At 63.4% G+C, this 18132-nt stretch carries 20 protein-coding genes; 8 read left to right on the top strand and 12 right to left on the bottom strand.

Annotation, left to right across the window (positions count from 1 at the left end):
• Positions 1 to 227: 227 nt before the first annotated feature.
• Complete coding sequence (locus GSQ87_RS07025; protein WP_254062802.1) at positions 228 to 1154, top strand: SDR family oxidoreductase; 927 nt, start codon at positions 228 to 230, stop codon at positions 1152 to 1154.
• A 242-nt stretch (positions 1155 to 1396) separates the two neighbouring features.
• Complete coding sequence (zwf, locus tag GSQ87_RS07020; RefSeq protein WP_158914704.1) at positions 1397 to 3025, top strand: glucose-6-phosphate dehydrogenase; 1629 nt, start codon at positions 1397 to 1399, stop codon at positions 3023 to 3025.
• 369 nt (positions 3026 to 3394) lie between these two features.
• On the opposite strand, the gene GSQ87_RS07015 is transcribed toward zwf, so the two are convergent.
• The 8 genes from GSQ87_RS07015 to GSQ87_RS06980 form a co-directional block, all read right to left on the bottom strand.
• Positions 3395 to 3763, bottom strand: a complete 369-nt coding sequence (locus tag GSQ87_RS07015) for a VanZ family protein (RefSeq protein ID WP_158914702.1) — start codon at positions 3761 to 3763, stop codon at positions 3395 to 3397.
• A gap of 561 nt (positions 3764 to 4324) precedes the next feature.
• Entirely contained in the window at positions 4325 to 4492 is a 168-nt protein-coding gene (locus tag GSQ87_RS07010) for a hypothetical protein (protein WP_158914700.1), read from the bottom strand.
• 100 nt (positions 4493 to 4592) lie between these two features.
• Positions 4593 to 5132 (bottom strand): cell envelope biogenesis protein TolA, encoded by a 540-nt coding sequence (locus GSQ87_RS07005; protein ID WP_158914698.1) that lies wholly within the window; start codon positions 5130 to 5132, stop codon positions 4593 to 4595.
• Positions 5133 to 5573 (bottom strand): DUF1810 domain-containing protein, encoded by a 441-nt coding sequence (locus GSQ87_RS07000; RefSeq protein ID WP_254062800.1) that lies wholly within the window; start codon positions 5571 to 5573, stop codon positions 5133 to 5135. It abuts the gene before it with no gap.
• A gap of 11 nt (positions 5574 to 5584) precedes the next feature.
• Positions 5585 to 5764: a hypothetical protein gene (locus tag GSQ87_RS06995; protein ID WP_158914696.1), complete on the bottom strand. Its 180-nt coding sequence runs from the start codon at positions 5762 to 5764 to the stop codon at positions 5585 to 5587.
• 137 nt (positions 5765 to 5901) lie between these two features.
• A complete protein-coding gene (locus tag GSQ87_RS06990) occupies positions 5902 to 6486 on the bottom strand; it encodes a hemerythrin domain-containing protein (RefSeq protein ID WP_158914694.1) in 585 nt (194 codons plus the stop codon).
• 175 nt (positions 6487 to 6661) lie between these two features.
• The gene (locus tag GSQ87_RS06985) at positions 6662 to 6931 is read right to left on the bottom strand and encodes a SemiSWEET family sugar transporter (protein ID WP_158914692.1); all 270 of its coding nucleotides are present in this window, start codon (positions 6929 to 6931) and stop codon (positions 6662 to 6664) included.
• Between the two features lie 10 nt (positions 6932 to 6941).
• A complete protein-coding gene (locus tag GSQ87_RS06980; RefSeq protein WP_158914690.1) occupies positions 6942 to 7445 on the bottom strand; it encodes a DUF4142 domain-containing protein in 504 nt (167 codons plus the stop codon).
• Between the two features lie 121 nt (positions 7446 to 7566).
• Here GSQ87_RS06980 and GSQ87_RS06975 point away from each other — a divergent pair, with 121 nt between their 5' ends.
• Complete coding sequence (locus tag GSQ87_RS06975; protein WP_216839104.1) at positions 7567 to 8187, top strand: alpha-ketoglutarate-dependent dioxygenase AlkB; 621 nt, start codon at positions 7567 to 7569, stop codon at positions 8185 to 8187.
• Positions 8106 to 8285, top strand: a complete 180-nt coding sequence (locus GSQ87_RS23075) for a hypothetical protein (RefSeq protein ID WP_371416656.1) — start codon at positions 8106 to 8108, stop codon at positions 8283 to 8285. Before GSQ87_RS06975 ends, GSQ87_RS23075 begins: the two co-directional genes overlap by 82 nt.
• 9 nt (positions 8286 to 8294) lie before the next feature.
• Here GSQ87_RS23075 and GSQ87_RS06970 read toward each other — a convergent pair whose 3' ends face one another.
• Together GSQ87_RS06970 and GSQ87_RS06965 are read right to left on the bottom strand one after the other, a co-directional pair.
• Entirely contained in the window at positions 8295 to 9566 is a 1272-nt protein-coding gene (locus GSQ87_RS06970; protein ID WP_158914688.1) for a DUF6880 family protein, read from the bottom strand.
• Positions 9567 to 9570: 4 nt separating this feature from the next.
• Positions 9571 to 10398 (bottom strand): ketopantoate reductase family protein, encoded by an 828-nt coding sequence (locus tag GSQ87_RS06965; protein WP_158914686.1) that lies wholly within the window; start codon positions 10396 to 10398, stop codon positions 9571 to 9573.
• 385 nt (positions 10399 to 10783) lie between these two features.
• Between GSQ87_RS06965 and GSQ87_RS06960 the strand changes: the two genes are divergently transcribed.
• From GSQ87_RS06960 to GSQ87_RS06945, 4 genes are all read left to right on the top strand, one after another.
• The gene (locus GSQ87_RS06960; protein WP_158914684.1) at positions 10784 to 11257 is read left to right on the top strand and encodes a hypothetical protein; all 474 of its coding nucleotides are present in this window, start codon (positions 10784 to 10786) and stop codon (positions 11255 to 11257) included.
• A gap of 1000 nt (positions 11258 to 12257) precedes the next feature.
• Positions 12258 to 12767: a pyridoxamine 5'-phosphate oxidase family protein gene (locus GSQ87_RS06955; RefSeq protein ID WP_158914682.1), complete on the top strand. Its 510-nt coding sequence runs from the start codon at positions 12258 to 12260 to the stop codon at positions 12765 to 12767.
• A gap of 30 nt (positions 12768 to 12797) precedes the next feature.
• The gene (locus GSQ87_RS06950; RefSeq protein WP_158914680.1) at positions 12798 to 13043 is read left to right on the top strand and encodes a DUF3253 domain-containing protein; all 246 of its coding nucleotides are present in this window, start codon (positions 12798 to 12800) and stop codon (positions 13041 to 13043) included.
• A 496-nt stretch (positions 13044 to 13539) separates the two neighbouring features.
• Positions 13540 to 14292, top strand: a complete 753-nt coding sequence (locus GSQ87_RS06945; RefSeq protein WP_254062799.1) for an extensin family protein — start codon at positions 13540 to 13542, stop codon at positions 14290 to 14292.
• Positions 14293 to 14415: 123 nt separating this feature from the next.
• Here the strand turns inward: GSQ87_RS06945 and GSQ87_RS06940 are convergent, their stop codons facing one another.
• Positions 14416 to 16335: a M61 family metallopeptidase gene (locus GSQ87_RS06940; protein ID WP_158914678.1), complete on the bottom strand. Its 1920-nt coding sequence runs from the start codon at positions 16333 to 16335 to the stop codon at positions 14416 to 14418.
• Positions 16336 to 16621: 286 nt separating this feature from the next.
• Positions 16622 to 17497, bottom strand: a complete 876-nt coding sequence (locus tag GSQ87_RS06935) for an alpha/beta fold hydrolase (RefSeq protein ID WP_158914676.1) — start codon at positions 17495 to 17497, stop codon at positions 16622 to 16624.
• Between the last annotated feature and the right edge of the window lie 635 nt (positions 17498 to 18132).

Raw genomic sequence — 18132 nt, 5'->3', positions numbered from 1 at the left:
CCGTCAGCCAGTACAGGTCGCTCACATCCAGTCTCCTCGCGGAGCCTGAATCAGATCGCGCCTCTCATATCAATGGGTCCTGACCCCTAGGTATCGGCCACTTTTATCGAGATATGTCGTTGAGTAGGGCATCGCTCCTTCAAGCTGAGCTTTGAACTTTGGCGTCCCCAATCGGTTACGGCTTCGAAGACGGACAGACGTTCTGGTCCGCAAACGAGGAGTCTTCCATGGACGCCAATCCCGCCAATTTCCCCGATGCCGATGGTCGGCTGCGCATGCAGGATCCCCGCAAGCAATACCCGCAACCGCCTTTCTCCAAGCAGCCGCAGCCCGCACCGGGGCTGGCGCAGGACATGGATCCCAAGCCGGACCATGGCGAAACCAGCTACCGCGGTTCCGGCAAGCTAGAGGGACGTAAGGCGCTGGTGACTGGCGGAGACTCTGGTATCGGCCGCGCAGCGGCCATTGCCTTCGCCCGAGAGGGCGCGGACGTGGCTATCGTCTACACGCCGTCCGAAGAAAAGGACGCGCGCGAAGTGATCGAGCTGATCGAAGCGGAAGGCCGCAAGGCCCTGGCGCTGCCAGGCGACATCAAGGATCAAGCCTTCTGCAAGACGCTGGTGGACGAAGCTGTCCGAGAACTCGGTGGGCTGGACATCCTGGTCAACAACGCCGGCAAGCAAAAGACCCAGCCTGAAATCGGCGACGTCACCGCCGAACAGTTCGACCACACCATGAAGACCAACCTGTATGCCATGTTCTGGATCACCAAGGCCGCTGCCGACCACCTGCCGGCCGGCGCCTCGATCATCAACACCGCGTCGGTCCAGGCCTACAAACCATCTGAAGGTCTGCTGGATTACGCGACCACCAAGGCTGGCATCGTCGCTTTCACCAAGGCGTTGTCCAAGCAGATGATCAAGAAGGGCGTGCGCGCCAACGTGGTGGCCCCCGGTCCGTTCTGGACCGCTCTACAGCCCAGCGGTGGCCAGACCCAGGAGATGGTTGAAAAGTTCGGCGAGGAGTCCACCTTCGGTCGTCCCGGCCAGCCGGTGGAGCTGGCGCCGATCTTTGTGCTGTTGGCCTCGCAAGAGGGCAGCTACGTCACCGGCGAGGTCTATTCAGCGACAGGCGGTTCGGAAGCGGTGGCTTAACGTCCGCATAGCATTGTCAGCCCAAACGCGAAATCGCGTAGCCTTTGGCGCTCCGCTTATTTTCGCGGGTCTGAGTTGGACAGCAAGGTTCGACACCATAAAGCGTTGGCGAGGACCCGCGGCTGCGCGAACCCTTCACAATCAGCTTGTGTGAATTTGGTCTGACAGTGCCCCGCCGATCCAATCGACCGCCGGCCCGTTGTCGCCCAGAAGATAAACCCGCTCCTCCCGAAGGCCGCCCCATGACTGAGCCCACCTCGCCGCTTGCACCAACTTCTGCGTCCCGCGCCGATCAAAAGCCCGCGCCGGCTGGGGTCAAAACGGCGCCGCCCTGCACGCTGGTCATCTTCGGCGCTGGCGGGGACCTGACCAAGCGGCTGCTGACGCCGTCGCTCTACAGCCTGTCCGACCAAGGTCTGCTCGACGACGGCTTCAAGGTTATCGGCGTGGACCGAGTGCAGCAGGACGATGCCGCTTGGCGGAAGGCGCTCGGCGACACGCTTCAGTCCTTCACCAAAGACAGGACAGCGGAGTTCTACACCCCCAGGATCGACGAAAAGGCCTGGGGGTGGCTATCGGATCGGCTGTCCTATCTGTCGGGCGATTTCAGTCAGAGCGACACCTTCGAGAAAATCAAGGCGGCGGTGGGCGACGGTCCGGTGATCTTCTATCTCGCGGTGGCCGCGCGCTTCTTCGCCACCATCGTCGAGGGACTGGGCTCGGCCGGCTTGCTGAAGCAGACCGACAAGGCGTTCCGACGGGTGGTGATCGAGAAGCCGTTCGGATCGGACCTGCCCTCGGCGCAGGCGTTGAACGCCAACATCCTGAAGCAGGCGGACGAGAGCCAGATCTTCCGCATCGACCACTTCCTTGGGAAGGAGACGGTGCAAAGCATCCTGGCGATGCGCTTCGCCAACGGCATGTTCGAGCCGACCTGGCGACGCGAATACATCGACAGCATCCAGATCACGGCCGCGGAAACCGTCGGGGTCGAAGGTCGGGGGGCCTTCTACGAACCCACAGGGGCGCTCCGCGACATGGTTCCCAATCACCTGTTTAGCCTGATGAGCATGGTGGCCATGGACCCGCCGCCGTCCTTCGACGCAGAGGACGTGCGAACCGAGAAAGCCCGCCTGGCCAAGGCTATCCGCCCCATCCCGCCTGAAAACGCGGTGCGCGGGCGATATGCGGCCGGCGAGACGGCGGGGCAGCCTGCCAACGGCTATCGCCAGGAACCCGGAGTCGTCGCCGACAGCCGCACCGAAACCTACGTCGCCTTGAAGCTGGAGATCGACAACTGGCGCTGGGCGGGTGTGCCGTTCTACCTGCGCACCGGCAAGCGCATGGCCGGACGTGGGACCGAAATCGCCGTCCACTACCGACCCGCGCCCTATCAAATGTTCCGCGACACCCCGGTCGAAACCTTGACGCCCAACATCGTGCGCCTGCTGCTCGATCCTGAGCACGGCGTGAAGACCCAGTTTCTGGCCAAGAGGCCTGGACCCGAGATGAAGCTCGGCGCCGTGGCGTCCACTATGATGTACCAGGACTTCTTCGACGAACGCCCCAGCGTGGGATACGAAACCCTGCTCTACGACTGTATGATTGGAGACGCGACGCTGTTCCAGCGTGCCGACGCCATCGAGGCGAGTTGGGCCGCTGTACAGCCCGTGCTGGACGCCTGGGCCCAGGGCGGCGAGCCCGAAGCCTATCCGGCCGGCTCTCAGGGACCGGCCGGGGCCGACACCCTGCTGGCGCGTGACGGTCGCGCCTGGCTGAAAGTCGGCGAGGATGAGGAGAAACCCGAAGGCATGGCGGAAGACCGCCCGCCGTCGATCAAAAACCTAGTCCTTGGCTCGGACCGCACATGATCGGCCGGTCGCTTGCCGCCATGGCCGGAGGCCGGCGCCGGCATTGTCAGCCCAAACCCGGAATTCCATAGCCTCTAGCGTCCCGCTTGTTTTCGCCGGCTTGGTTTGGGCAGCAAGTGCCGACACCATAAGGCATTGGCGAGGTCGGACCGCTGGGCGATCCCCTCATAACCGGCATATGTGAATTTGCGCTGACAGTGCCGCCGCATACCTTTGTCGTTGGCCATCGGTGACGCGGGTAGTCCCAGAAGGTCCAGAGCGGTCTCTCCGGCTGCTGCGCGCGAAGGCGTCGGTCCAACCCTGCTCAAGGAGACGCTGATACGCTGCCGGATTTCGGGCTGAAGGAGGGTGTTGTCCTGCTCAGGATGCCTAGGCCAGATTTGCCGGGACGTGATTCAGGCGCCGAATTGCTATCCGATGGTCGATCAGCGCGGCGATCGCCATCCCGACCAAGCCGCCGACGACTTTGACGACGGCGTCGTGCACATGAGCATCGCGACCTGGCACGAGGAGCTGCGCCGCTTCCAACAGACACGCCCCGACGACGATCGCCGCAGATACCCATCGCCGGTGGCGTGGGTAGGCGACGGCGAAACAGGCGCCCGCCAAGAAAAATGCCACGAACCGCTCGAAGTCAGGATGCCCGGTCTTGGGGCGCAGATGAATCGGGCTGAGGGTGGAGAACACGATCACCGCGACGATCAGCCAACCGATGGCGAGAGCGAGTTTTCGAACCATAAGATTATCCTTAGACGAACCATCCTCCTCGCCCAGCGTTAGGTCGCACTCCCCCGTCCTTCCGGCGGTTACGCGTTTAGATGATGATCCACAGGCCTACGACCCTTGAGCGCGCCTTCGAACTCGCGAGGTCAGGCAAATGTGCCGACGTCGGCGACATTCGCGCACGCCTTGCGGCTGAGAATTACACCGATGTCGTGGGGCAGCTCTACGGTCGCAGCGTTAGAACTCAGCTTCAGAAACTTATCGCCGCTTCAGCAGCCCCGAAGACCGAATAACCGAACCGTCCATCTTGCGCGTGCTGGCCAGGCGCGCCTCAGCTAAGCGCCTCTGACGTCGAACCTCGCCCGTTCCGTTTGAGACGGCTGAGCCTTACGGGTCGCCCTGCGCACCATCTCCCGAAATCCCTCGCGGGCCACCGTGGCGGGCGCAGATACCAGAGCGCCAAGTGCGAAGCGCTCAGATCCGAGCTCGGAGGATAGCTCCACCATCCTGCCCTCGACTCGCCACAGCGCGTTGAAGGAACGGTCAAAGTGTTTGACCGTCAAACGTCCCGACTTTTCATCGCTCACTGGCTTTGTCTTCCATCAAATGCAGCCCAGCTACGACAAGCGCTCGGAGGGCTTCGGCCCGGCTAATCGGTTTCTCCATGCTCTCGATCCACATGTCGAGCCTGATCAGCAGATCGATCGGCAGAAGCGTCGCCACGGCTTCCTTCTCTGAGATCATCCGCAACTCCCTTACGCGAGTAGACAGCTGCAGATGGGTGCGAGGGAGCGGAAAGCGCAACACCGTCTTCCACTCTGAGCCCTCGCCAATGTCGCCGAGCTCAGTCCTCTCCACCAGCCTTGCGATAAGCGCCCCGTTCATCGACAACCCTCGCCATGGACGCCTTGCGGGCCGCTACGTAGGCGTTCTGGGCCGCCTCGCGCCGCGCCTCCAGCTCGTCCGCCTTGCGGCGGAAGTCCGCCTCTTCCCGTTTTCGGCGGTCATCGACGTCTCGCAGCGCTTTTTCGGCTGCGTCCAGCCTGGACCGATCGGCGGGCGGCCTCGGCGGCGCGGCCAGCTTCGCCTTCGCCTTGGCTGGTTTCGCGGGCGCTTTCTTCGGTGCGTCAGGCACCTTAGGAAGGCTGGTCGGCTCAAGCGCAAAGGCGTCCTTCGATCCGACGGCGCGCCGAAGCGGGGTCTCTGGATGCGCGAGCGCAGCGGCGACAGCCGCCTCGTCGGTCGTGATCTTCGCCTCGCCGCTGGCGAACAGGTTCTGGTGCGTGTCCCATGCGCGGAGCGCCGCCGCCTGGCTCGGGGCCGCGACGACGGTGTCGTAGAAGCCAAACCGAGCCTGGAAGACCTTCAGCTTCCGGCCAGCCATTTAGTTCCTCCCCAGGCGGTCCAGAAGAAGCTCCATGGTGCGAGGATCCGATTCACCGCTGCACCAGCGATCCAGCGCAGCCTGGCAGGGCCCGTCTGGCGCGACGATGGCGAACAACGTCATCGAGGAGTGAAACTTCAGGTCGTCTGGTGAACCGAAGAGGAGGTTGAGGCTCGCCGCCGGGCTTGCCTGAACGGCCGCCACCGCTGTCTCCAGCCGAGAGCCAAGCACAGGATGCTCGATATAGGCGTTGGCCTCAGCGAGCGAAGCAATTCCGTAGCGCAGAGCGGTGGGCGACTGGCCGAGCCCCTTCACCTGAGGGAAGACGAACCACATCCAATGGCTCCGCTTCTGACCTGCCCGGAGTTCCTCCAGCGCCTGATCGAAAACGCCCGCCTGTGCAGTCACGAAGCGGGCGAGGTCGAAAGGACTGGTGATCACAGCGCTGGCGCCTATTTAGCGTGGCGGTTGCCGCGGTCGCCCTGACCCGGCTTCACATCGGTATTCGCCTTGTGGCGGGCCTCATCCGACAGAGAGCGACCTTTTTCGACCGAGGTCTTGATGCGCCCCTCGCCGTCGCGGCGGATGTAGCGCTTGTCGCCGTTCGGAGCGATTTCTTCCCGGTTGGACACGCTCAATCTCCAAGCTGTCTAAGACTTGACCCTAGGCACGTCGGAGTGTTCCCGCCGGCTTGGCGGCGGCCACGAGAACCCGGCTTGGGCTACCCACAGGAAGCCTTGGCGAATACTCGCCGCCCCGCCTTGTCGCGCTATAGATGGGCGCCTGCGGCCGCGTCCGCCCGGATTTTCGACTTGGCCGCCGCACTGTTGGGGTTTCCGAATTCGGCCTTGAGCTGTTCGGTACGCGACTCAAGCTTCTCGCCAAGGCCTGCCAGATTCATGTCCGAGCGCTTGATTTCGGGGAAGAGCTCTGTCTCCTCCTCCTTCACGTGATGGGCGATGTACTCGCTGAGCACCTTGACCTTGGCGTCATAGTATTGGTCACCGACCGTCATCCCTTCGAGCTGGGCGATGAGATCCTTCGCGGTCGCGTGCTCGATATAGGCTTCATCGACGAGATCGGGTTCGTCGATCTTGTCTTCCGCCGGAGGATAGAGCAACTCCTCCTCGATCTTGGCGTGCACCGCCAGAGCCAAGCAGACCTGATCGACTAGTTTCGTCTTCTCAGCGTCGTCCTCCGAGGCCTCAAACCTGTCGAAGAGCGCCTCGACTTCGCGGTGCTGCTTCATCAAGAAGGCCAGTCCATCGGGTTGGCGCACCCGCCGCCCGTCATAGCGCTTCACCATCGTCGTGCCCGCAGGGGCCTTGCGCTTCGTCGCCTTGGTCGTCGCCATTAACCACCTCCATCTGTGCAGGGAAAAAGCGCGGTGACTGCAACTTGTTCCAGGACTAAGCGACATCCGATTGAACTAGCTTAGCTATTATGATCCTCGGCGCTTATGCGCTGATGCTGGAGACGCTAAACCGCAACTCCGCGGCGGGTAGGTCGTCATCGTTCAAGACGAGGGTTCAACGGCCTTTGGACGACATTAGCTTAAGCACCAGGATCAGACCCGCCAGGCCAAGAGTGACCAAGTTCGATACGACGAGCGGCCAGCTCCGGAGCAGAACGCCGTAGCCGCTCCAGAGTGCAAAGCCGATCACCGTCACCACGTACATCTTAAGGGACACCCCCGAGGTGTCACGATCACGGATGATCTTCGTAGCCTGGGGCACGAAGCTGATCATCGAACACAGCGCCGCGGCGACGCCCACCGCGTTGGTGATCAACCCCGCCATCCGTTCAGGCTTAGCCGCCCATCTGCTTCAGCATAGCGATGTGCGTCTTCACCACGGGCACGATCTTCTTCGCCGCAGCCCTAAAGTGGGGGTTCTCTCCGCCCATCGCGTAGGATTGCTGCAGGTCGAGCGCCTTTTGGTGCGCCGTCATCTGGTCGGAGACGTAGGCCGTGTCGAAGGCCTTGCCATGCTTGTCTTGCAGGTCGCTCAGCATCGCCTGCTGGTCGCGGTCCAGAGCCGGCGGCGAGTCCGGAGTCGGCATGTGACTTTTCTTCGCCGCCGCCATGACCAACTTGGTCGACTTGGTGTGGTCGGCCACCATCTTGGCGCCCATGTGCTTGACCGCGTGGCTGCCGCCCTGCGTTTCGGCCAGCCTACCGGTCTGAATCTCGAACTGGTCCGACTGACCCGCCTTCATCATGTAGTCGGCTGTAGGCGGCGCCGGCATTATGGCCGCGCCGGCGATAACCGGCAGAGATAGCGTCGCAGCGCCGATCAAAACGGCTTTCAACATAGTATAGGCCCCTTGTTTTGCATTCGTTGGAGTAATCACGCGTGACGCCTTCCTCGTCTCAACCCGTGAAGGACCGCATGGTTGCTCCGCCACGACAGGCGATCATGCGACCGGGTCGCGGATGAAGAAGACTCGTTGTAGACGCCGCTTGCTCAGCGGAAAGGGCCGCGCCGCCGGCTTTTTGTTGAACGACGGATTTGGCAGGCATGGCGCGAACTCCCATCTTTTGCTGATGGATGCTCACTCCCCTCAGCAGGTTCGCGCGACCGCGCAGACAGACCTGTTCAGCGCGCCCGATATGGGACCGGAAGGGTTTCGTTATCAGCCCGAGCTGATCAGCGCCGACGAAGAGGCGGAGCTCGTCCGTGAATTGAGCCGCCTGACGTTCGAGCCGTTCGACTTCCACGGCCATCTCGCCCACCGCCATGTCGTCGGGTTCGGCTCCCGCTACGACTATACCAGCCGCACTGTCCGGGCCGCCGCTCCGATCCCGAACTTTCTGGAGCCGCTCCGTCGCAAGGTCGGCGCGTTCACTGGCCTCGCTCCGGAAGCGTTTGAGCAGGTGCTGATCAACGCGTACCGGCCGGGTGCGGGGATTGGCTGGCACCGGGACAGTCGCACTTCGAGGAGGTGGTGGGGGTCTCGCTCCTTGCCCCCTGCATCTTCCGATTCCGCAAGAAGATCGGCGAACGCTGGGAGCGGATCTCCCTGCCGGTCGAGCCGCGCTCGTCCTACGTCTTGACCGGGCCCTCACGACACGTCTGGGAACACAGCATCCCACCGCTAGAGCAGCACCGCTATTCGATCACCCTGCGGACGCTTGCGGGAGAAGGACGATAGCCTCTTCCCTCAATCCGAGTCGGGCAGCTCAATCGCCTCCGCTTCCTGGGTGAGCCGATCGCAGGTGGCGAACTCCCGACGCCGAAAGGCCTCCGCCGCGGCCTTGCGCAACAAGAGATGGGCCGCGCGAGGCTTCGTCTGGCGCAGCTTCGGCGCCCAGAGGTCCGCCTGCTCAACTGTGACACGGATGTCGTCGGAACGCGCCTCGATCATCCGTCCGGCTTCGGCGGTCGCCGGCCAGCCCATCAGAAAGGCCAGCCCGCGCTGGAAATCCTTATGCTTGGCCGCGATGTCGAACGCTCGGTTCTCCGCCTCCACGTCCGCAAAATCGGCCAGACGGCACGTGAACGCCTTGGCCCGCTCCACCGACAGCGTCCGCTCGAAGCCGGACCATCGCGCCGTCTGCGCCTCCTCGGCGTGCCCTGAGCGCTCAAGATAGTCGATCCAGCTCGTCTCCCACTCGAAATCCACCACCGCACGACCCTGTCCAGCTCGGCTGGACCCCATCGCCGTGGCGACCGCGGCTTCGAGCAGCTCGCCAGCCTCGGCGATCCGTCCGACAGCCATCAGACGGTTGGCCACCTCGGCCGCATTGGCGGGTTCGCGAAGGAAGTCGTCCAGATAGGTAGCGCGGTAGGCGTCGACGTCGCCGGCGGCGTCCGCGAGCTGGCGGACAAGCCCGACCTGACCAGGCAGGTGCAGTCCCTCCAGAGATCGAAGGGTCGCCGCGGCCAGGCCCTCCGGCGCGCCACCAAGCACCACCGGCAACCAAGTCCGCCACCCACGCGGATTGTGTCCGATGGCGTCCGCCAGGGCGATGCTGCTGCGCTCATCGCCGGCGCGTTGAACCAGCCGGCCAAGGTCGTCCGCGGCTCGGTCGAACAGGACGTCGAGTTCGCCATGTTTGTCCCGCACACGGACGTCGATGCGGCGAGCGACATTGATGAACCGCCACATTCGATCCAGCGCCGCGGCCTGATCAAGGCTGGCCATCCGTTCAGCAATGAGTTGGCGAAGCGCATCGAGGTCGCGAAGGAAGGTCGGTCGCTGTCGCCAGCTCACCTTTGACGTCAAGGTCTCCAGCGAGGTCAGGCGCTTGTCGATCTCGGGCGCCAAGTGCTCCACCCCCTGGCTGGCCGCCAGCTCCATCCGCAACTGTCTCTTCAGCTCAGGCCGGGTGTTAGCGACCGCGAGGAGGATGCCGGCCAGGCGTTCGGCGCCGAGGCCCGCCAAGTTCTCTGCGTTGACGCGCTTGAGGCTTGCCGTTGAGGGACCTTTCATTGATTCATCCGGTCAGACAGGGAATCTTTGTCGCGGCGACCGCCTTCCTGGCTACCGCCAGTGCAGGATCCTTGGCTGCGGCCGCCATGATCGCATCCGCCTCCGCTCTCGCCTCCCTCTCGCCGGAGGCCAGCAGGACGCGGAAGTCCTTCATCTTCGACACCATCCACAGGAGGAATGTCAAAGCAAACAGCGGCATCCCGTTCAAACTTTTCTTGGAGCTGTGCATCTCGTAGCCGAGGCCGCGCAGGATCGCGAAACCGCCCTTTGCGCCACGGGCCATCGTGCGCGCTTCGCGCCAGGTGGCGCCGCTGTGGCGGCGCTCTCCGGCGACGCAGACCATCTCGAAGGCGACCGTCATGGGCGCGTGCCAGCGCAGCCATCCCATCATGTCTGCTTCGAACGCCGACGGGAGGCCTGCGGTCTCGAACAGCTCGACCCAGCGCTGATCGCTATGCAGCGTCTTTTGCCGCTTGCTAATGCTGATCTTGATCGCGCCGTCTGCGTCGATCCACGACTGGATAGACGGCATGCCGAAGGCAAGGCGGCGTCCCGGCAAGGCGTCGCGGATCCGCTCGGGATTGAAGTTGGCGAACAGGAAATGAAGGCTCGCGGCCTTGCTGCGAAGCAGAGCCGGCAGGAAGGCGTCGACCTGAAACGCCTTGGTCGTGACGATCACAAGATCGAAGGGGGCCTCCTCGTCGAGGCTATCGGCGACGTTGACAGGAACGCGCTCGCCGCTCTGAAGCACGATGGCCTGAGTTTGCTGAAGCTGCTTAAAGCGAGGCGCCCAAAAGGGACTTGCGCCTTCTTCCAGTTTCGCGACATTCACGGCGGCCGTCAGCAGCGTTCCGGCACCTCACTTGCGTCTGAAGGCGGTGGAGGAGCGGACATGAGGCCGCTGCGCCAGAGCGGACATCTGCTATCGGCGAGTTACCGGCACCGCGTTCATACGTGCTGTCGACCCATAACAGCTGAAATGATGTCCGGTTATTGGCAGTTCGCGTCGCCCCGCACTCGGAAAGGAATAGATGCGCAAGCCCTGTTTCCATAGAGGGCTAGGGCAAACCTACAGCCGTCACGGGTATTCCTTCCCTGATGCGCCGTTTGGCAAAGGCGGCGCCGGCAACTCGCACCGGCGGTCTTGACGGCTCGGTTTGAGTGCCACCACTTATGGGCGACGCGCACCGCCTTGCGCTCCCACGGAAACCCCTCTGATGAAGTTCCCTGTCCGTGCGTTCGGCCTCACACTCGGTATTTTTGCCAGTTCGGGCGCATGCTTGGCGCAGGTCGCTAACAAACCACCCGCAGGTCAAATCTCTGAACGCCCGTGGATAGACGTAACGCTCATCCCATCCGATCTTAATCAGATGAAGTCAGCGAAAGTAACAGCATCTTCGATCTCAGGGTTTAACAGGAAGTTCATTCTCGTGCGACGCGATCCAGCCCAGTTAGGGGGCGTCACCTTTTCGCAGATTGGCGAGGACAAAATCGTCGCACTGACTGGGAGCGCTGAAATCCAACTCGGCAACGAAACGCTCGTAAAGACATATAAAGTCGATGGTGGAGTATCTATTTGCGTGGCGGCATCGACTGTTATCGGATGCCAATCGCTCGCAGGAAGCCAAATGGTCAAAACCGCTCCAGCGAACGATCCCCCCACTGGAGGCGTGGGCCGCCCCAGTTCGTAACGTGCATATTGGGCTAGCGGGGCTTGTCCGCCATGTCTTCTTCGGGTCGAGTGCCTATGGACTGCATACGACCCTACCCGGCCGAGTTCGATGTCCGCTCCGGCGAGAGGGCTGGAGATGCCCCTACTCACGGCTCCGCGCCCACGACGGACTTGCACGTTCTGCCCGTCTCCGGACGCCAAAATTGCTTCGAAGGCGCAGACCTCACGCACAAAATCATGTGGATGATCGCCACCTAACGCGAAAGAGCCCGCCGAACCGTGCTCGTCGCGGATTGGGCGCGAAGGAGAGCCGGTTCATCGTCTTCGTAGGGCAGGTCGTCGATGTCGGATGCCGTGAGCCCATCGTGATAGCGAAGCGCGGCGGCCTGTTCCAAATGGTATGAACGACGCCTGGAGCGGTGACTCTCGTTGTGGCGAATGGTGGTCCGAAAGCCGACCTGGCTATCCATCAGCTCGATGACAGAGGTCCGAATTGTATAATCCCCGACTTGGCGGCTTATAGGCTGTAGAGACAAATCTCGCGCATTGGATGTGGGCAAAAGGTCGGGCTCCAATTGACATTGGGCTCCGTAATCCTTCGGGATCAAGGCGGTTGCGAGGTCGCAATCCTACAAAAAATTATCCATAGAGAAGGCAACCGCTAAGCTTGTTCTGATAACTTCCGTATATGGAGCTTATCGCTCATCCCGCAGAAAGAACCATCAACGTATCGAGTGAAGATTCGTTGAGCTACACCCAGCGAGACAGTCGTCAATGTTTTGGTATGAAGCGGACGGGTCAGATTTGCACTGCCCCGTGCTGTGCGCCCATTTCGGACTCTGCCCAATCTCCAGAAACAAGACATTCCGCAGCTGCCTCCCATTCTCTACGTACCGAAGCCGCGGGACTGCGCTGACGGATGGTTCTGCGGCAGCGTCATTAAAGCGTTAGGCTGGTCATGGGGCCGCAACGCCTCGGCCAGCCCCGCGTTCGTCCTGCACAACACAAGGACGTGGACCATGGCTAAAGAGCGCACGGATGATAACCCGAAGACGCCGGAGCAGGTGCAGGATCGCATCTGGGAGCTAGCCGAGAAGATCGGCATCTGCATGTTCACTACCTGGGACGGGAAGCAGCAACACAGCCGTCCCCTATCGGCCCGCGTTCGGCGCGACGAGCATGCCATCTACTTCCTAGTGGACGTCGAAGGCGGCAAGAACGCGGAGGTTGATCACTTTCCGACGGTGTCCTGCGCTTGGGCTGACAATAGCAGCTACAAGTACGTCCTGGTCGCCGGCGAGGCGAAGCTCAGCAACGACCGCGCCAAGATCGCGGAGCTTTGGACGGACTTCGATAAGGCTTGGTGGGAGGACAAGACCGATCCGACGATTCGCCTTCTGACGTTAACCCCCGCCAACGGTGAGCTCTGGGATAGCCCCGGCAAGGCCGTGGCGCTGGCGAAGATGGTCGCCGCCGTGGTGAGTGGCGCGGCGCCGAAGATGGGTGACAACGCCAAGGTCGACCTCTGAACGAAGCCTCACGGCTTTGATCGTGCGAGCATGAATGCGCGCGACACCACCCTGATGCTATTGACGGCTCGGCCAGGCGGGACCGTCTGCCCGAGCGAGGTCGCGCGGGCGCTCTTCGCCTCTGAAGCCCCCACTGGACCGGTGGCTTGGCGCGAGGCCATGCCGACGGTTCACGCTGCTGTCGACCAACTGCTGGCGGAGGGTCAGATAAGGCTTACCTGGAAGGGCAAAGCCCTCCTCCGTCGAGCAGGGCCCTACCGGATCGGTCGTGGATGATCTTCGCGCCCAAAGGCGACATTGGCCTTTCGCCGGAAACGCGACTCTCCGGCCATCGCTGGCGAGACCTCTCCTTGGTCTGTGACGTCCGCATCCGAGGGGAAGCGGAATCGCCGCCGTTGCTGATAAGCGGACATGCTGGAACGGCGAGTTTCCGGAGGTGGTCAAATCCGTGCTCGCGACCCTACCCGGCTGAATATGGCGTCCGCTTGTGAGCGGGAAGGGTCGGCGAACGTGAGTGGGTGCCTGAAACGAACTGGCGCCCTATCCAGACATGACCTTCTACCCGAAACGAGACATGGGCAGCGCCGTTGAGGGCGGCTTGCCATTTCCGTGGTGTCCGCTGTTGGAGGTGATCCGGAAAGCTCAGGCTTTCTCCGAAGTGAACCCGGCTCCGAGGCAGCTCAGCGGAGGATGGCGTGCGGGCTGTCGCCGAACTTCCGCCGTCATCTCCAGGTCGATGTCCTCAGGCCTTCGCTTTAAGTGGGAGAATGGAATGGCTTCGCCCGCCCGACGCGCTGAAAATCAAGCGGGCCGGCTGATGACGTGGCGGCAAGGAGCCGTGGCGGCGACGCTCACCGGATCAACTCTGCTAGGGACGCTGGTCGCCTGCACGCCGCTTCCGCTCGCGGATACCCAAGCACCCACGTCGCCCTATCAACAACCTGCTGGCGCCGCTCAGGCCGCGCCGCGACAAGCGCCCGCTGCTGTCCAGGCCTGCGAGGCCAAGCTCGCCGCCATGGGGTTGAACTTCAGACCAGTGGCCGACCGGAGCGAGGGTGAGTTCTGTCGCGTCACCGGCGCGGTCCTGCTCACCGACAGGCCGAACCAGCTGGACGCCAGGCTTTCGCCCGCAAATCCTATGATGGCCTGTCTCCTAGCAGCCGAGGTCGCCACGTGGCGGCGAGAGGATGTGGAGCCGGCGGCCCGCGAAATCTTGGGCGCTGATGTACGCCAGATCGATCATCTGGGTGTCTACGCCTGCCGCAACGTCAACAATCAGGTCGACGGGCGTCCGAGCGCGCACGCGCGGGCGGCGGCCATTGACGTGGCGGGCTTCCGTCTAAGCGACGGTCGGCAGATCACGGTGGCGGGCGATTGGCACGGCGACACACCCGCTGCTCGGTTCCTGCATCAGATCCGCGACCAAGCCTGCAGCGTCTTCGGCACGACCCTGTCGCCCGACTACAACGCCATCCACTCAGACCACTTGCACCTAGAAGCCGGTCTCGGCCGATTCTGCCGGTAACGGCGAAGCCGCAAGGCAACGCACCCAAGCTCCGATTCTAAAGCGAGGATACGCCGCCGATGAGCGCCCTTTGTGGACATCAGGGCAGCTCCAGTTTCCGGACTCTGCTGGCGCCCGCGGTGCTTAGGGGAGCGGACGCGCACCCACAGGCCGCAGCACTTCATCCAGCCAGGGCCGTCCGCTGCCCCGCTCTAAGTAAGGATAGGACGGCATACTGACCCCAATCAGGTCAGCCGAACGGTCACGGTCGTCCTGGAGGAAGCCTAACTTCACTGCCCCGTGCTCGTTCTGCAGCGCGCTGAGAAGAGCGGCGTCGCTGTAAGGCGCGCCGTTCACCGTCGTCAGTTTGGCGCCGGGGCTGAAGCCTGCGCGAAAGGCGCGGCTGTCCCACACCACCCGCCGCACCACCCCCTGATCACCCACCAGCAGCCCAAGTGAAGCTCGCAGGTCGAGACCTCCGTCGTCCTGCTCTGTTTGGCGGAAGGTTTTCGTCGGGCTTTTGGCGAAGGCTAATCGATAGCCGCCTCGCTCCACCCCATCGAGCAGGCGTCGACTGTCGTGCGCCTCCAGCCGCGCGGCGAAGAAGCCGGCCCAGTCCATGGGGGCGACTTGGTTCAGGGCCGCGCAGAGATCAGCCAGGCTGTAGGTGCGCACCGTCTCGCTGCGCCCGTCGCCGCCGAAGAAAGCGCGCGCGACATCGTCGAGGCTGTGCCGCCCGTCCGTGCGCTCGCGGATCAGCGTGTCCACGTCGAGCCAGAGCAGCACGCCGTCGACATAATAGTCTTCCCGCCCCTGCCAGTCAGGCCACGCGACGCTGTGACCGGCGTCGAACACAGGATCGAGCGCGCTATCGGCCATGGATTTCCACGCTCGGCCCGCGCGGGCCTGAGCCTTGGCAGCCAAAACGGCGAGCAGGTCTAGCGTCTCCTGAGGGGTCCGCAGACCCGACCGAGCGGCAAGGACAATGCCCCAGTATTGGGTTTGTCCCTCATAAACCCACAGCAGGTTGTCGCGTGTCGGAGTGTTGAGGTCGGCCATCCACAGGCCGGTGGGGACCAGAGCCTTCCCGTTCCAGCTGTGGACGTATTCGTGGGCGAGCAGATCCTGCTGCAGCAGGTGAGCCTCAGGATGCAATAGATAATCCGGGCCGAAGTTGCTCTCGCTTGAGCGAAGATGCTCGGTTCCACCGTCCGACGGCAGCGCGTCGCTGAGCGAAACCAGGAAGTCGTAGCGACGGAAGTGAGAGGCCCCGAACACGTCTGCGGTTTGGATGACCAGAGTTCGGAGGCGGTCCTGGAAGACCGCGGGTATAGCCAGAGATTCTGCCCGGTCCGCTAAAAGATGCAAGCGCACCGGCGCACCGCCGGCGCGCCCCAAGTCGAGGTCGCGAATCCAGCGGCCGGCGTAGACAGGAGAATCCACTAGGGTCTCCAGCGATACCAGCGCATAGCGGATCTCCGGCCCGACGCCTTCAATGGCCAGCGAACCGGCGGCCTGAAACCCAGGCGGAAGGCGTAGGCGAGCACGCACCGGTATGTCGCGCGCGTACCAGCCAGCAGGATAAAGCACCACGTCCTGCCATAGCGCGGCCACCAGGTCCGGACTCATGGCTAGCGTCCCCGAGCGGGTCGGCGACAGGTACTGGAACTCCAGCTCCACGCTCCTCGCCCCGGACGGGACGTCGACATGGAAGGCGTAGACGTCCAGGGCATCGCGCCGCCAAGCGACGGATCGCCCCCGCGCCGTGATCTTCAGGCCAGCAAGAGCGGCGACGTTGCCCGTCGGGGCATGGCTGGCTGGCTCCCATTGCGGGTAAAGTAGGGTCAGGGGTGCACCGGGGACCACGGGCACCTGCTCATGGACGCGCATGACCTTGTGATCCGTGTCGCGGGCGTCGACACTGAGCTCTACCATGCCGGGGAAGGGCCGGTCCTGAGGCGGCGGACGCGGCGCAGGCGAAGGCTCTGCTTGGGGTCCAGCTTCCGGCTCGGCGAAGCAGGGAGAGGCGAAGGCGAGGAGCAACAGCAAGCTGAGCGGTTTCATACCGCTCATCCGCCCATTCATCGCGGCAGTTTTGCGGCCGGGCTATGGACGGAATGCGCCCATAGCCGTCATTAGCCTTCTGCCAGAAAGACGACATCCAGTGGACCTGAAGGTAGGTCCTCGGCTCCGGCCTAATGTCCGAGCTGGGGTGAACCGGACTCGCCACCGCAGCCGGATAGCGGACGTGGCGGAGGGCGATTTCGGGAGCCACGCTCATACGTGCTGGCGACCCATAGCGGAAGAAGTGGCGGCATGGACCGGCTATCTCCGCCGGCCAATTCTCGCCCTAGTTCGACGCTGGCCTGTTCCCGGACGCCCGCGCCGCGTTCACGACCTCCTGAAACGCCCTGACCACGGCGTCCGGACGGGCGGCGTAGATCCAGTGGCCGGACCCTTCGACGATCCGATGCTCGCCGCGCGTGGAGTCGCGCGCCTCGTCCTCGTGCGCGCCCGTCCAAATCGCATAGAGGCGAGCCTGATCGTCGTTGTTCCGAGCGGCGGAGAAACGATCCTCGCCGCCTCGCGACAGGATGATGAGCGGAATCGAGCCGAGCTTGCGACGCGCGGTCTCAACCTCGTCGGACGAACGGCCGTTCATGTTGTCCGATTGGGAGATCCAGGTCTCGAACCGGGAAGGCTGGGCCGAGATCTGCAGCAACAGCTGCTTCTGTTCGGCGGGCCACTGCGGAGGGAACGCGTCCACGCAGGGGTCGGTCTCACCCGGCGCGATCTCTCCGGCGACGATCTGGCCCGCCCGGGCCTTCGCGAGGCAAGCGCGGTTGAACGCCAGCTGCTTGTCGCGCACGGCCTTCGGCGTTCCCAACCTGTCGGTGGTATGCTCAATCCCCGGATCGATCAACAGGAGGCCCGAGACCATCTGGGGATGCTCGTAGGCGAACAGCCGCAGCTCGAGGCCACCGAGCGAATGGCCAACTAGGATGAACGGCCCCTGCATATGGGACGACTTCAGCGCCTGATAGAGGTCGGAGACGGTTGCCGCCGCGTCGCGCGGCATAGGGCCGGGGTCGCTGAACCCTAAACCCGCGCGGTCGACCGAACAGGTCCGCGTAATTTTCGACAACTTCTGCTGCGGCCAGCGCCAGTCCAGAGTCCAGTCGTCGAGGCCTCCGAGCAAGATCGCCGTCGGCGCGCCGTCGCCCATGCACACCATGTTGAAGCGCCGCCCGTCAGGAAGCCGCACGATGGTCTGAGGATGGATGTAGGGCTCGAATGGCGGCGGATTTTCAGTTTGAGGCGCGGCTGCGCCGCAAGTGCTGATCCAGACCAAGGCCGCAACACCAAGCCGGCGCAATCGAGCGTCCATGCGTCCCCCCAAAGTTCCGCATAACTGTACTCGCGCAACTGCGGCGGCATTGCGTTTGCGCGCGCGGGGGCTCGGCGGGTTATGGTCCAAACCCGAACTTCCGCTCACCACCCCACCCGGTACCCCACCCGGTCCAATTCGATGTCCGCTCTCCGGCGGGAGGGCTGGAGACGCCCATGCCTGCGGCTCCGCGCCCTTTGCCGACTCTAGGCTTCCTCCCACAAGCTGCCGTTCAGGGCGTCGGCCAAGCTTGATGTTCGGGCGAGCCGGTGACCGCTTTAGGGGGAGGAGTGGACATGCGAGGATTTCCGCTTAGCGGACTCGCCCCCGCGACCGCTTTCCGGCGAGGCAGCGCTGGGCGACCTCAACCCTCAACTGCCGCCCGGGATGCCCGGCCGCCCGCTTAGAGTTAGCGTGCGAGCAACCGAAGCGTGTGACACTCCGGCAGTCGCACAACTTTCCGGTCCCTAAAT

The sequence above is a fragment of the Caulobacter sp. S45 genome (genome assembly GCF_009765965.1).
In the GTDB taxonomy this organism is placed as follows: Bacteria; Pseudomonadota; Alphaproteobacteria; order Caulobacterales; family Caulobacteraceae; genus CAHJWH01.
The sequence above is the reverse complement of the archived record's forward strand: the minus strand, read 5'-3'. Positions and strand labels throughout refer to the sequence as shown.

What these genes read in the sequence shown, in the direction of transcription:
- GSQ87_RS07025 (WP_254062802.1), top strand. Translation starts at nt 228, where the DNA reads ATGGACGCCAATCCCGCCAATTTCCCCGATGCCGATGGTCGGCTGCGC.
- zwf (WP_158914704.1), top strand. Translation starts at nt 1,397, where the DNA reads ATGACTGAGCCCACCTCGCCGCTTGCACCAACTTCTGCGTCCCGCGCC.
- GSQ87_RS07015 (WP_158914702.1), bottom strand. Translation starts at nt 3,763, where the DNA reads ATGGTTCGAAAACTCGCTCTCGCCATCGGTTGGCTGATCGTCGCGGTG.
- GSQ87_RS07010 (WP_158914700.1), bottom strand. Translation starts at nt 4,492, where the DNA reads ATGATCTCAGAGAAGGAAGCCGTGGCGACGCTTCTGCCGATCGATCTG.
- GSQ87_RS07005 (WP_158914698.1), bottom strand. Translation starts at nt 5,132, where the DNA reads ATGGCTGGCCGGAAGCTGAAGGTCTTCCAGGCTCGGTTTGGCTTCTAC.
- GSQ87_RS06990 (WP_158914694.1), bottom strand. Translation starts at nt 6,486, where the DNA reads ATGGCGACGACCAAGGCGACGAAGCGCAAGGCCCCTGCGGGCACGACG.
- GSQ87_RS06985 (WP_158914692.1), bottom strand. Translation starts at nt 6,931, where the DNA reads ATGGCGGGGTTGATCACCAACGCGGTGGGCGTCGCCGCGGCGCTGTGT.
- GSQ87_RS06980 (WP_158914690.1), bottom strand. Translation starts at nt 7,445, where the DNA reads ATGTTGAAAGCCGTTTTGATCGGCGCTGCGACGCTATCTCTGCCGGTT.
- GSQ87_RS06975 (WP_216839104.1), top strand. Translation starts at nt 7,567, where the DNA reads ATGAAGAAGACTCGTTGTAGACGCCGCTTGCTCAGCGGAAAGGGCCGC.
- GSQ87_RS06970 (WP_158914688.1), bottom strand. Translation starts at nt 9,566, where the DNA reads ATGAAAGGTCCCTCAACGGCAAGCCTCAAGCGCGTCAACGCAGAGAAC.
- GSQ87_RS06960 (WP_158914684.1), top strand. Translation starts at nt 10,784, where the DNA reads ATGAAGTTCCCTGTCCGTGCGTTCGGCCTCACACTCGGTATTTTTGCC.
- GSQ87_RS06955 (WP_158914682.1), top strand. Translation starts at nt 12,258, where the DNA reads ATGGCTAAAGAGCGCACGGATGATAACCCGAAGACGCCGGAGCAGGTG.
- GSQ87_RS06950 (WP_158914680.1), top strand. Translation starts at nt 12,798, where the DNA reads ATGAATGCGCGCGACACCACCCTGATGCTATTGACGGCTCGGCCAGGC.
- GSQ87_RS06945 (WP_254062799.1), top strand. Translation starts at nt 13,540, where the DNA reads ATGGCTTCGCCCGCCCGACGCGCTGAAAATCAAGCGGGCCGGCTGATG.
- GSQ87_RS06940 (WP_158914678.1), bottom strand. Translation starts at nt 16,335, where the DNA reads ATGAAACCGCTCAGCTTGCTGTTGCTCCTCGCCTTCGCCTCTCCCTGC.
- GSQ87_RS06935 (WP_158914676.1), bottom strand. Translation starts at nt 17,497, where the DNA reads ATGGGCGACGGCGCGCCGACGGCGATCTTGCTCGGAGGCCTCGACGAC.